A 12,838-nucleotide genomic window follows, 5' to 3' on the forward strand; every position below is an offset into this window, starting at 1 on the left:
GCATGACTTGGGCATTTGGAGACTTCAAACTTGACCCTGAGCGATTTGAGCTCAGCCTCTCAGGACAGCCGGTAGCGCTTGAACCGCAGGTGCTGTCGTTAGTGATCCATCTTGTCCGACACCGCGATCGGATGGTGACGAAGGACGAGATTGTTGCGGCAATCTGGCAGGGCCGGGTGGTGTCGGACACAAGCATTTCCAGCCGTATCCGTTCGGCCCGTCAGGCCGTTGGTGACAGTGGTGGCAACCAGGCTGTGATCCGGACCGTTCATGGCCGGGGGTTCCGCTTCGTGGCCGAAGTCACGGTTTTGCGGCCTGCGATTGCGACGTCGAGTGCCGCGGCCTCCGAGCCCCCCACCGGTCTGGGCGGGCGCCCTTCAATTGCCGTGCTGCCATTGAAGCCGCTCGGAATGTCAGCGGAACTTGTCGTCTTGGGCGATGCGATCCCGCACGAGATCATCGAGGCGCTGTCGCGGTTGCGCTGGCTCGCGGTGATTGCCCGAGGCTCATCCTTCCGCTTCCGGCAGACCGGCGCGGACATGGATCTGGTGTCAACCGCACTTGCGGCGCGCTATGTTCTGTCAGGAATCATCGAGAACTTGAACCATACCATCGCGGTGACGCTGGAACTGACGGACACCAGCTCCCGCGAGATCCTCTGGGCGGACCGGCTGGTGGCGCCCGTTGACGAAATCAGCGACCTGAGGGGGCGTATCGTAGCGCATCTGGTTGCTGCCCTCGAGACCTTTATTCCCTTGAACGAGGCGCGCATTGCGCGACTCAGTGATTTCGAAAGCTTGGACGCCTGGGCCAGCTATCATGTTGGCCTTGGTCATCTATATCGCTTCACGGCCGCCGATAATGCGCTGGCGCGGTCCTGTTTCGAGCAGGCGGTCAGGGCAGATCCGCAGTTCGCGCGCGCACACGCCGGTCTGTCCTTCACCAGCTTTATTGACGCCTTCCTGCGCCTGAGCCCCGATACAGCTTTGGCGGCGCGCAATGCACGCCACCATGCCGAGCACAGTCTGGAACTGGACGCTTTTGACCCGTTTGCGAACTTCACAATGGGCCGCTCGTTCTGGCTGACGGACGAGCCCGAGATCGCCGCAGACTGGCTGGCGCGGGCAACGGCGCTCAATCCCAACTTTGCCCAAGGCTTCTACGCCTCGGCGTTTACTGCGATGCTGAGGGGCGATGCGCCGGTGACCCTCACCGCTCTGGATACGTCGCTGCATCTCAGCCCGCTCGATCCGCTGCTTTACGGCATTCACGGCGTTCGTGCTCAGATGTTGATCCAGCAGGAGGACTATCATGCCGCGGCCCGCTGGGCCGATCGCGCGGCCACCACACCCGGTGCGCATTACCTGATCTTCATGATCGCGCTTTGTGCCAACGGGTTGGCCGGGCGTCATGACCAGGCGGCCCGGTGGCGTCAGAAGGTCCGCCGCCTCAAACACGACGCCACGGCAGGCGATTATTTCGCGGCCTTTCCGACACGCGACACGGCGTCCCGTTCGCGTATCGAAGCCGAACTGAGCCGGCACGGTTTCTAAGTTCGATATGATCTATCAAGGGTGGCAGTGCCGCACAACGAGCGACAGGTATAGGCCTCGTGTGGCGAACACCGATGCAATTGGCTGCGTCCGACCCGCGGTCTGACCCCAGTATCTACGACGCTCAGCGGTCGATGTTTTTCCGTGCAGGTTGGCTTGGCCGGCACTCTGCGTGCTTTCACCATGGCGCGCGAACCGTTCTGGTTTCCTATTTCACACCTGTGACGACATGCACTGCATCGGGATAGACAATCTGCGAACCTCTGACAAATTGCCTTAACGCGTCCTCGACGTCGGCAATCAACCTTCCCTTCCGGTCGTCTGACAACGCCTCGAAAGCACCGGCAATTGGCATCGAGCCCAGATGCAGAGGTACGAACTCCTGCGCCAGAGGCACCTTGATCACCAGTTCCTGTCTGAGAACGCTGACATCGGAAAAACCTGCATCGCGCACCTGATCCGCGAGGTCGTCGGCTGACGGTGTCTCCCGTTGCAATCGTTGTTTGCGCGCAATCTCCGGAGAAATGTGGCGTTCAACAGCGGCGCAGAGCGCTTGTGTGTAGGGGCTGTGACCGTCCCAGATCGAGAGTGCCATCCGTCCTTGCGGGGCAAGCAGACGCCGGAACTCCTTGAGGGCGGCAGGCTTGTCCGGAAAATAGTGATACCCATGCTGCGATATGACCACGTCATAACTGTTGGCGGCCAACCCGGTTTCCACGACATCCCGTTCCAGCCATCCAATATCGAGGCCGACCGCCAGGTCTTTCGCCTTGGTGAGCATGGCGGCATTGATGTCGAGACCGTCAACTCGTCCGCCGGGGCCGGTCCCGGCCTTGGCCAGCCGCGTTGTAACGCCAGTTCCACAAGCCACGTCCAGAACGGTTTCAGACGGTTTCAGCGACAGAAGATCGATCAGTGCTTCGGCCCAACGTTCGAACCACAATGGCACCATAACCTTTTCGTAAATCTCGGGCGCGTTGCCAGCCAGCTGAAATGTCACTTGAATTCTCCTGCGTTACAGGGTGTCAAAGGATAAATCTGAAATATTCGAACTTGCCGTCTTGATACATCAAGCCCCAGATGTGAGGGTTTGGCAATGTCGAGCGCCGGACAAACCGGCTTTCAGAACATTGCGCAGGGTGTGCCACGCCGTGCCCCTCTGGGCCTGCGTCGACCGTCGTTCGGGCAGGCGGGCATCGAGGCCGGTAGGGATCATTCATTCGCCCCCGCGAACGACGGCGACGATCCCCACGAAAACGATTGCCGCCCCCGTCACTTGTGCTGCCGAAACCGTCTCGCCGAGGATCGCCACGGCCAGAACCGGGCCGAAAACCGGCATCAGATGCACGAACTGGCCTGCACGCTCGGGCCCGATCCGCGTCACCCCATAGCCCCAAAGCCAGAATGCCAGAACCGAAGGGAAAACAACGATATACGTTATCGCACCAAGAAATCCCGGGGAGATGGCAAGATGTGCGGACGGCAGATTCAAAAGTGCCAACGGCAGCATCAGCCCCGTCCCGAGAACCATGCTTGTGGCAAGAGTCACGGTCGGCGGCAACTCCGCCGGGCGACGTTTCAAGAGCAGCGTATAGGCCGCCCAGATCAACACGGCGACCAGCATCCACAGGTCGCCGCGGTTGAAAACCAGACCGCGCAGGATGTCGATGTCCGCCCGGGTGATCAGCACTGCCGCGCCTGTCAGCGACACTGCCGAACCCGCCCACTGCACCTTGGTCGGTCGGCTGGCACGGATCAGCGCCGAGCCGGCCAGAATGGCCACCGGCGCCAGTGCCAGGACCAGAAGGGCGCTGGTGGCCGTGGTCTGCGTCAACGCAACGTAAACTGCGGTGTGAAATCCGGTGATTCCGGTTGCCCCCAGGGCCACGAGGAAGCGCCAGTGCCGCCTGATCGCGCCCGAATGCGCCCGGCAAATCGGTGCGACAAAGGGCAGGAACACCGCGCAGGCGAGAGTCCAGCGCAGTGTGTTCAGCGTGACCGGGTCGATGTCGTCGCGCAGCGCCCGCCCGGCGATGAAGTTCCCCGACCAGAAGAGCGCGGCCAGCGTCAGCGCCAGTGGCGCAGCCCAATCTTTTTGCGACGTAATTGCATTGCCGGATATAGCCATTCCGAATGTCTCCCCTCCTTGGTTGCACCATGGTGGAGAGTATCAAGCGGAACGACTCGAAGCGCATGAGGCGGAAGTCCCGCATACGGCCGCCTAAATCGACAATGGTCAGGGACAACTGCCTAAATTGCGGGTGCGACTGCGCTCTCAACGGGTTCGGTGCAGCGCCGCAATGAGCGCGGCGCGGGTTGGGTGTCCGGTTTTAGAAAGAATTGCCGAGACTTGGTTGCGCACTGTCTTTTCGCTCTTGCCAATCCGCGTGGCGATTGTCCGATTGTCGACACCCTCGACGAGGTGCCCAAATACGCGGGCCTCTGCAGGCGTAAGGTTGGCCGACAGCCTGTGCCGCGCGGCGTCCAAAGGCTCGCCCAGCAGGAAGCCTCGCATCTCCGCAAGAAAACGGGGCCATGCCGGTTCCGTCGTAAGCAGGACGTGATTGTCGCTTTCCATCGGGACGAAGCGCGCGCGCGGGATCAGTTCGGCCAGTAGGCGTCCTTCATCGAAGGGCACGCGCGCATCGCCTCGGGAATGCATGACCAAAACCGGCAGGTCGAGCACGCGCGCAGCGTCGATGACGTCGATCTGGTAGAAGGTCGACAGAAGCGCTGCCGCAGTCTCCGGGCTCGCAGTGCGCCGCTCGAGTTCGGTCCACCAGCGATGCTGTTCAGGCGTGCCGCCTGGTATGAACTGGTTCGTGAAGACCTGCCTGAACGCAGGATTGTCGCGGCCCCAACCTAGACGGACCAGAGCCAGCAACGCCTCGGCCTCTTGGCGGTGACCTTTCCCGGCTGGGCGTCGAAGTGCCCCGCGCGCGTAGGCTCCGACAAGCACCAGGCGCGACACGCGGCGAGGATGTCGGCGCGCATACTCGATCGCCACGGCACCGCCCTGCGACATTCCGATCAGCGGAAACGGGCCCGGAAGGTCTTCGGTCACCGCCTCGAGATCGGCCACCATTGCCGCCAGCGTGACGTTTGTAACATCCCGATCAGACAGCCCGCAGCCTCGCTGATCGTAGCGCAGATAGCGGTGATCACGGGACAATGCCACCAGCCACGGACACCAGACCGGGCTATCAGCGTCGAACTCGACATGGCTCAACCAGTGTGCGGCACGCACCAGCGGCGGGCCACGCCCGATCGCGGCAGTCGCGATTCGTGTGCCGTCAGGGGAGGTCGAGAATGCTATGTGCTGCTGCAGGGCCATGGCGCACTATTACGCAGAGATAGCGATTGCACCAATCTTTCTGAACGAAGGCATTGCTTGCAAACGCATGCCCGAGCGGAAACGAAGCACGGATACAGAATAGGCCTGAAGGCATTTCTGGCAAAAGGAAAATTGATGTCGCGATCCATTGTTACACCCGCGATGTGCCAAAATCGCGATATCGATTTGGTGACCAAGGTGTTTCATGCTGCACGAGACGGCGACTGACGAATCGGGTTTTGAAAGAACCTAACCTGAAGCGCTTCACTGGATTTAACAAAAACAATGCCTTGGGGCAGAGAAGGTTCGACGGGGGGCCGTTCCCTCCGTCATTCTGTTTTCGATGACGGCCATAGCAGGGCAAGATGGATCCTCTGAATTGTGGATAGGCAAAATTGGCGGAACCCGCCGGTCCTTGGATTCGGGCGCTCAGGGAAATGCATGTCCTCCCGGTGCTGCGGTGTCAGTCGTCAAACAGCCCGTCAAAGGGATTGTCCGTGAACAGGTGGCAGAATTTCTCAACAAATGCGCGGTCGGCCCCGCTTTCGCACACAGGTTCTGGTCCACATGCCTTTGGGCTTGTCTGCTATGAAACAGGCGGCGCCAGGTTGCCCGCCCAGCGCCATCCGTCGCTTGTTGGCGCGTCCTCTGACTGACTGGCATAGGCGATGCCATAGCAGTGACGGCATAGAAAATATCGGCCACCTGCAAACAGCTTGCCCACGCGCCGCTGGCATGAACGGCCACCCGCCTGCATATCGTCACAGAGCGCTGGCGGGTCACACTGGACGGGGCCGATCTCGAACTGACGCGCCGCGATCTCTCGCTTCTCGCCGCGCTGGCCGCACAGGCAATACGTGCCGGGTGCGTTCATGGTCACGTCGCCGGCTACGTCGCGACCGAACCTTGCCCGCATGTCCTTGGGGGTTTCGGCGCCCCCAGGTTTTGGGCGGGCACTGCCACCCAACCGGTGACGTTGCCGGAAACGGCAGGGTTGTCCGCGAAATCTATACGCCGCCTTGAAACCGTCGGTGACGGGATAGCGCGAAAAACTTTCTGCCTGCATATTTCTTGCACATTCCCTGCATTCCTGCTCCCCTATGTTCGGGCATTCCAGTCTCCAAGATGAATGCGGTGATTCCCGCTTCCCGCGCCGCGGACCGCAAAAAAGGATCTGACCTATGCTCAACCTCAAGACTTCGAGTGTTCTGCCCGCTGCTGTGATGGCCTGTGCCTCGCCGGTTCTCGCGCATCCCGATGTTGCGGCGTTCGCGCAGACCGCCATGGTCGAAACGCCGGCAGTCGTGGATTGCACGCTGGAAAACGGTATGCAGACACAGTGCCAACAAATCACGGTCGGCTATCTGCCGGAAGGGTTGGAGATCGGACCGTTCTGTCCGGCAACGCTGGATGATGCGGGTGGCATCTGGGACTGGACAGGCGAGAATGCCGGGCTCTACCGGATCGACGGTGATTTCCTGTGGATGCTCGACAGCCTTGGCTATCGGTTCTTTGATGACAACGGCAATGTTTTTTCGGTCGATAACGCCACCGAGCGACCGACCGTCGATCACGCCTGCATCAACGTGTCGGTTGACGAAAACGTAAAGATCACGATGTTGCTGCCGGTCGATCCGGTCATGGCCGACACCCCGACCGACCTCGGAGTCGTGTCCAAGGTCGGCGTGGCGCTGGATGGTGTGCCGATCTTCTCGGACGCGCCGCCGATCCAGGTGACGGAGCATATGCCCGCGCTTGATACCTGCGGTGGCCATGTCGACCCGGGCGGCTGGTATCACTGGCACGGCACGTCGACCGATGTGGAAACGGTGTTTGACGGCGCGGGCGTGGTTGCGCATTGCGCGCTGGATCAGGACGCGAGCGCCCAGTTCGGCTATGCCTTTGACGGTTTCCCGATGTTCGGATCGCGCGAGGCGGACGGATCGGTCCCGGTGGGGCTGGACGCTTGCGGTGGCCATGCCGGCATGACGGCGACGGGCGAGACCTATCATTACCACGCCTCCGAGGACTTCCCGAACCTGCCCGCCTGCCTTGTCGGTGTGCAGGCGCAGAGCAATTTCACCACCACGGCGACCGCAGGGGTGGGGGCGCAGAACGCAGGCGAGGGCGGTCGCAACGAACCCCCACGCCCCGGCGGAGGTCCGGGTGGCATGCCGCCTGGTTTTGATGCTGCGGCTGACACTCTGGGCGTGACGCCCGAGGCATTGCTACAGGCGATGGAGAATGCGGGCGGTCCCCGCGCTGACCTTGCGGCGGTTGCTGCCGCTCTGGGCATCGACGAAACCGCCCTGCGCGCAGCGGTGCCGCCGCCGCCCGGACAATGACCGACGCCGCAAAACCCACCTGACACAGAAAGAGCCCGCCATGCCCCGCAGTTCTGCTTGCGCAACCCTGTTCGTCTGCACCGCGGCGATCGCCTCTGCCCAGACCGACGACCGGCTGGCCGGGATCGCCGCATTCTTCGCCGCCGCTGACGTTGTCGCGGGGCCGGAAATCGTTGACTGCACTCTGTCCGAAGGGATGCAAACGGAGTGTTTTCGGATCACGCTTGCCGCTGATCCACAAACCTACACGCCGGGCCCGTGGTGCCCGACAAACATTACCGATGGCCCGGCGGCAGGTGGCATGTGGTTTCTCGATGGCGCGACGGTCGATGTGGATGGCGCCTTCATCGCGCGGTTGGCCGAAATATATGGCGATACCAAATGGCAGCTCTACGACCCCGACACCGGCGATATCCGCTACACCGGCACACTTGCGGAATGCCAGGCGGCGGCGCGCCCCGACGTGGACCCCGCCTATCAGAACTACTGCGTCCAATGTCTGCCTGAAACGCTGCCCGAAACGATGGTCGTGACCTATGTCATTCCGTTCGAGCCGGTGGCGGCAACGCAGCCTGCGCCCACCAACATGACCGGCTCCGGCGTCGCCTATAATGGGGTCAGGCTTGACGGGCCCGCCCCGGTCGATGCGATCCTCGGGGCCTATACCATCGCGCCTTTCGACGATTGCGGCGGCCATGTGAACCCTCATGTCGGCTATCACTATCACGCCGTCACGGATTGCCTGGATGACGCACCGACGGCGGCCGAAACAACGGGCCATGGCGTGCCAATCGGTATAGCCATGGACGGCCAGTTGATCCTGCCGCATCTTATGGCAGATGGTTCGGCACCGGCGGCGCTCGACCAGTGCAACGGACACGCGGCCGAGGACGGCAGTTATCACTACCATGTCGGTGAAGCCGGATCGAACGCGATCCTCGGCTGCCTCACCGCGCAGGCCGGCTGCACACTGAACGATGCTGACGGCTCCTGCGACGCCTCGGTCCGCAGACCCCGGCCCTGAACCTGACTGTCCGCGCGGCACAACGTCGAGGGCTTTCAGTTCAAGGCGGAGCGCCCCTTTACATCGGCCTTTTCCTTGCGTCTGGTGTTGCCGTTTCGTCCTGTGGCGGAACGGCTTTCGATCTGATCCAGTCTCGTACGGCGCGTGCCGCGGGGCCGCATCTTACACCGCGCCCGGACAGAAGATAGAAATCCAGGCCACCTTCGAGACTGGCCGGGGTCAGTTGGATCAGGCGGTCTGCTGCGATGTCGCGCTGCACCAGAAAATCGCTGACAAGGGCGACACCCTGGCCCGACAGGGCCGCGTCGATGGCAAGCGCCGTCTGGCTGAGCCGCAACCCCGCGCCGCCCCGTTCGGTCACGCCGAGCATCTTGAGAAACGCGGGCCAGAGGCCGTGCGCATCGTGCAGCTTGGGCAGGCGCCCGAGCGTCCCGGGGGCCAACGGCAGGTCTTGCGCGCCGACCAGCGACGGTGCAGCAACCGCAATGACCCTTTGCCGGAAAAGAAGATCAGCCTCCAGCGCCGCACCAAAGGGCGGGTTCGCCTGGCGCACGGCGAGGTCTATGCCATCGCCATGAAAACGCGACATCTTTTCTGTGGCAACGATCCCAAGGTCGATCTCTGGATGTGCGGTTGAAAACTCCGGCAGGTTCGGGATCAGCCACTTTGCGGCAAACGTCGGCGTGACGCTCACCAGAACGTTCCCCGGCGCGGGGCGCAGGGTTTCGGTGGCAGCGCGCAAGTCCTCGAATGCAATGGCAACACGTGCATGATAGCTGCGCCCGGCGGGCGTGAACGCCAATCCCTTTGGCAACCTTTCAAACAGCGGCATCCCCAGATGTGCCTCGAGCTGGCGCACCTGCTGTGCCACTGCCCCTTGCGTCACGCCCATTTCTTCGGCGGCGGAGCGAAAATTCAGGTGGCGACCGGCCACATCAAAGGCGCGCAGACCGTTGAGAGGTGGTATCTGTATCATGCGGCAACAGTAATCCTACTGTCAGGAAACATCAATTCTGGCGCGCATTTTCGATCTTTGACCTATATTTAAAACCCAAGGCAACCATGGAGGACACAATGTCAGTAGAAAAAGTAGCGCTTGTCACCGCAGGTGGCAGCGGAATGGGCGCGGATGCTGCCCGCAGATTGGCGGCAGACGGTTTTCGGGTCGGCATTCTGTCGTCATCCGGCAAGGGCGAGGCGCTTGGCAAGGAGTTGGGCGGCTTTGGGGTTACGGGTTCGAACCGTTCGACGGGCGATCTTGCCGCATTGGTACAAGGTGCGAAGGATCGTTGGGGGCGCGTTGATGTGCTTGTCAACTCTGCCGGGCATGGCCCGAAAGGCCCGGTATTGGACATCACGGATGATGACTGGCACCTTGGCATGGACGTCTACCTGCTGAACGTCATTCGGCCCACACGGCTGGTCACGCCGCTGATGCAGGCGCAGGGGGGCGGCGCGATCATCAATATATCGACCTTCGCGGCGTTTGAACCTGATCCACTGTTCCCGACCTCGGGGGTGTTTCGGGCCGGTCTGGCCGCGTTCTCCAAACTCTATGCCGACAAATACGCGGCAGACAATATCCGCATGAACAATGTCCTTCCGGGGTTCATCGACAGTCTGCCCGAAACCGAGGATCGCCGTGCGCGAATCCCGATGGGGCGCTACGGGCGCGCAGATGAGGTGTCGTCGCTGATCTCGTTGCTGGCGTCCGGGCAGGGCGGCTATATGACCGGCCAGAACCTGCGGATCGACGGAGGATTGACGCGTTCCGTCTGATGGCTCAATGGCGGCGCCGGGGCAGGGCGCGCCCATGTCTCACTGACCGCGACGGCCGTTCGGCCGCACCGCGATGAGACAGGTTTCCGAACGGCGTGGCGCCGGCCTGCGATCACAGTGCGTCAAACGCGGCCTTCTGGTTGCGCACCCGCCGTTCGGCCTCGTTTGGGTGGGCGTTATCCGGGGGGCGCGAAAGAGAGTGACCGGATGTTGGCGGGGAAGGGGCCGAATCGCGGGCGGGATTGGGAAGTGGGCGCGATAGGTCATGTCCCGCAGCCTGGTGTATCCGACCGTCTGCTGTGCCATTGTGCCCCGCAGAATCCCATTTTGTGCCGCTGCTGATGGGCAAAACCCAGGCGCAGGGCAAGGTTCAGGCCCTAGCTTTGCTGAGGTTTGTTGAATTCATTGAAAGATTACTGGTCGGGCTGAGAGGATTCGAACCTCCGACCCCCTGCTCCCGAAGCAGGTGCGCTACCAGGCTGCGCTACAGCCCGACCGTGGGTGGGGGTTACTTTGTTGCGCGCTGTTTGGCAAGGGCCTCATAGCCCGGCGGAATACGGTTTGCGCGGTCGCGCAACATTGCGCTGATCCGGGCGGGGGCGCCGGTTTCGCGGGGGATTTGTTTTCCAGAACGGGCGTGTTGCGTGACACCCCGCCAATGGTTTCGCGCAGCACGATATAAAGGCCGCTGCTGATAATGATGACGGCCCCGACAAAGGTAAAGGCGTCGGGGGTTTCGTTGAAGAACAACAACCCGTATCCGGCGGCCCAGAGGATCTGGGAATATTGCATGGGCGCCACGATTGCCGCATCGCCCGCACGATAGGCAGCAATCATGAACAGCCCGGCGGCAAAACTGAAGGCTGAAATCACCCCGACCAGCCCGAGGTGTTCGATGGGCATGGGGCGGTAAACGAATGGCAGAATGCAGGCCATGACCACAAAGTTGCTGACCATGGGGTACAGCATCAGGACGGCACTGCGTTCATCGCGCCCGATCTTGCGCACAATGACCGAGGCTGTGGCGCTGCCCACCGCCGCCGTCAGCGCCGCCAGATGGCCCAGCGACAACGCGGCACTGCCCGGACGCAGCACCACCATGACGCCGATCAGCCCGACGATGATGGCAGCCCAGCGGTGAACGCCCACCTTTTCGTGCAGGATCGGGATCGACAGAACCGTGACCAGCATGGGGGCGGCAAACAGGATGGCATAGGTTTGCGCGAGGGGCAGAACCGAAAAGGCATAGAACCCCGAAAATCCGGTCAATACCGACGCCAGCGTGCGCAGGGCCGTCCACCATGGGTGAATTGGGCGCAAATGGCCACTGGTCGAGATCGCGCATGAGCATCAACGTGGCCAGAGGGAAGCTGAACGCCACCGAGAAAAAGATGATCTGGAACGCGGTGTAGTGGCTGCCCAACACCTTTACGACCACATCGTGGGTGGCGAATATGCCAAACGCCACCAGCGCCAGAAACGCCCCTTTGATATTGGATTTTGCCGTGTCAATCATATCGCCCGCCCTTGTCTCGGGGTGTGTTCCGACAGAAGGGCGGGGCGGTCAAGCCCGCAGATTGCGCGGGTGGTGAACGGACGGCGGAGATTTGCCCGCCGCCCGTGCAACAGTCGGCCCTAGAGGCTGGCGTCGAGGGCGGCGATCACGGCCTGGCCCATGTCCTGGGTTGTGGCGGGGGTGCCGTCGCCCGATTGCATCAGATCGGCGGTGCGCACACCGTCGGCCAGCACCTTTTCCACCGCCTGTTCCAGACGTGTCGCCTCATCCCCCTGATCGAAGGAATAGCGCAGCGCCATGGCAAACGACAGGATACAGGCGCAGGGGTTGGCCTTGCCCGTGCCGGCAATGTCAGGGGCCGAGCCGTGGACGGGTTCGTACAATGCCTTGGGCCGGCCATTCGCCATGGGCAGACCAAGAGAGGCCGAGGGCAGCATTCCAAGGCTGCCGGTCAGCATCGCGGCCAGATCGGACAGCATATCACCGAACAGGTTGTCGGTGACGATCACGTCAAACTGCTTGGGCCAGCGGGTCAGTTGCATGGCACCCGCGTCGGCGTACATATGCGACAGTTCCACATCGGGGTATTCGGCGGCGTGAATTTCTGTCACCACATCGCGCCACAGCACGCCGGATTCCATCACGTTGGCCTTTTCCATGGAACAGACCTTGTTGTCGCGCTTGCGGGCCAGTTCGAACGCCGACCGCGCCACCCGGGCGATTTCGGATTCCGTATACCGCTGGGTGTTGATGCCCACCCGTTCGTTGCCCTCTTTGATGATGCCGCGCGGTTCGCCGAAATAGATGCCCGAGGTCAGTTCGCGGATGATCATGATATCGAGACCGGCGACGATGTCGCGCTTCATCGACGAAAAGTCAGCGAGGGCATCAAAACACTGGGCCGGGCGCAGGTTCGAAAACAGGTCCATTTCCTTGCGCAGGCGCAGCAACCCGCGTTCGGGCTTTACGCTGAAATCCAGATCATCGTATTTCGGCCCGCCGACCGCGCCCAAAAGAACGGCGTCGACCTCTTGCGCCTTGGCCATGGTTTCGTCGGTCAGGGGGGTGCCGTGGGCATCATAGGCCGCGCCGCCCACCAGATCCTCGCTCACGTCGAATTGAAGGCCGCGCTTGGCGCCGAACCATTCGATCACTTTGCGCACTTCGGTCATGACTTCGGGGCCGATCCCGTCGCCGGGCAGGATGAGGAGGAGGGGTTGGACATCGCGAAGCTCCTTGCAATTCGTTCGCAGCGGCGTATCCCGGTCGCAATGACAAATCAAGCGA

At 62.0% G+C, this 12,838-nt stretch carries 9 protein-coding genes, 1 tRNA gene and 1 pseudogene; 4 read left to right on the forward strand and 7 right to left on the reverse strand.

Going from position 1 to position 12,838, the window contains the following annotated elements; translation table 11 throughout:
- Positions 1-2: 2 nt before the first annotated feature.
- Positions 3-1,553, forward strand: a complete 1,551-nt coding sequence (locus AC0L7P_RS06510) for a winged helix-turn-helix domain-containing tetratricopeptide repeat protein (protein ID WP_473434977.1) — start codon at positions 3-5, stop codon at positions 1,551-1,553.
- Positions 1,554-1,761: 208 nt separating this feature from the next.
- On the opposite strand, the gene AC0L7P_RS06515 is transcribed toward AC0L7P_RS06510, so the two are convergent.
- The 3 genes from AC0L7P_RS06515 to AC0L7P_RS06525 all read right to left on the reverse strand — a co-directional run bounded on the left by AC0L7P_RS06515 (position 1,762) and on the right by AC0L7P_RS06525 (position 4,887).
- Entirely contained in the window at positions 1,762-2,553 is a 792-nt protein-coding gene (locus tag AC0L7P_RS06515; RefSeq protein WP_473434978.1) for a class I SAM-dependent methyltransferase, read from the reverse strand.
- 216 nt (positions 2,554-2,769) lie between these two features.
- Positions 2,770-3,681, reverse strand: coding sequence for a DMT family transporter (locus AC0L7P_RS06520; RefSeq protein ID WP_473434979.1), 912 nt, complete (start codon positions 3,679-3,681; stop codon positions 2,770-2,772).
- A 147-nt stretch (positions 3,682-3,828) separates the two neighbouring features.
- Positions 3,829-4,887: an alpha/beta fold hydrolase gene (locus AC0L7P_RS06525; RefSeq protein ID WP_473434980.1), complete on the reverse strand. Its 1,059-nt coding sequence runs from the start codon at positions 4,885-4,887 to the stop codon at positions 3,829-3,831.
- A gap of 1,181 nt (positions 4,888-6,068) precedes the next feature.
- Between AC0L7P_RS06525 and AC0L7P_RS06530 the strand changes: the two genes are divergently transcribed.
- On the forward strand, positions 6,069-7,232 hold the full coding sequence (locus AC0L7P_RS06530) for a YHYH protein (RefSeq protein WP_473434981.1): 1,164 nt from the start codon (positions 6,069-6,071) through the stop codon (positions 7,230-7,232).
- Between the two features lie 40 nt (positions 7,233-7,272).
- Entirely contained in the window at positions 7,273-8,256 is a 984-nt protein-coding gene (locus tag AC0L7P_RS06535; RefSeq protein WP_473434982.1) for a YHYH protein, read from the forward strand.
- A 58-nt stretch (positions 8,257-8,314) separates the two neighbouring features.
- On the opposite strand, the gene AC0L7P_RS06540 is transcribed toward AC0L7P_RS06535, so the two are convergent.
- On the reverse strand, positions 8,315-9,232 hold the full coding sequence (locus tag AC0L7P_RS06540; RefSeq protein WP_473434983.1) for a LysR substrate-binding domain-containing protein: 918 nt from the start codon (positions 9,230-9,232) through the stop codon (positions 8,315-8,317).
- 98 nt (positions 9,233-9,330) lie between these two features.
- On the opposite strand from AC0L7P_RS06540, the gene AC0L7P_RS06545 reads away from it, so the two are divergent.
- Positions 9,331-10,035: an SDR family oxidoreductase gene (locus tag AC0L7P_RS06545; protein ID WP_473434984.1), complete on the forward strand. Its 705-nt coding sequence runs from the start codon at positions 9,331-9,333 to the stop codon at positions 10,033-10,035.
- Between the two features lie 417 nt (positions 10,036-10,452).
- Here AC0L7P_RS06545 and AC0L7P_RS06550 read toward each other — a convergent pair.
- From AC0L7P_RS06550 to leuB, 3 genes and pseudogenes are all read right to left on the reverse strand, one after another.
- A tRNA-Pro gene (locus AC0L7P_RS06550) sits at positions 10,453-10,529 on the reverse strand.
- Between the two features lie 14 nt (positions 10,530-10,543).
- Positions 10,544-11,551, reverse strand: a pseudogene (locus AC0L7P_RS06555) (DMT family transporter).
- 119 nt (positions 11,552-11,670) lie between these two features.
- The gene (leuB, locus tag AC0L7P_RS06560) at positions 11,671-12,723 is read right to left on the reverse strand and encodes a 3-isopropylmalate dehydrogenase (protein ID WP_473434985.1); all 1,053 of its coding nucleotides are present in this window, start codon (positions 12,721-12,723) and stop codon (positions 11,671-11,673) included.
- Positions 12,724-12,838: the final 115 nt, after the last annotated feature.

The sequence above is a fragment of the Oceaniglobus sp. K40-3 genome (genome assembly GCF_055808395.1).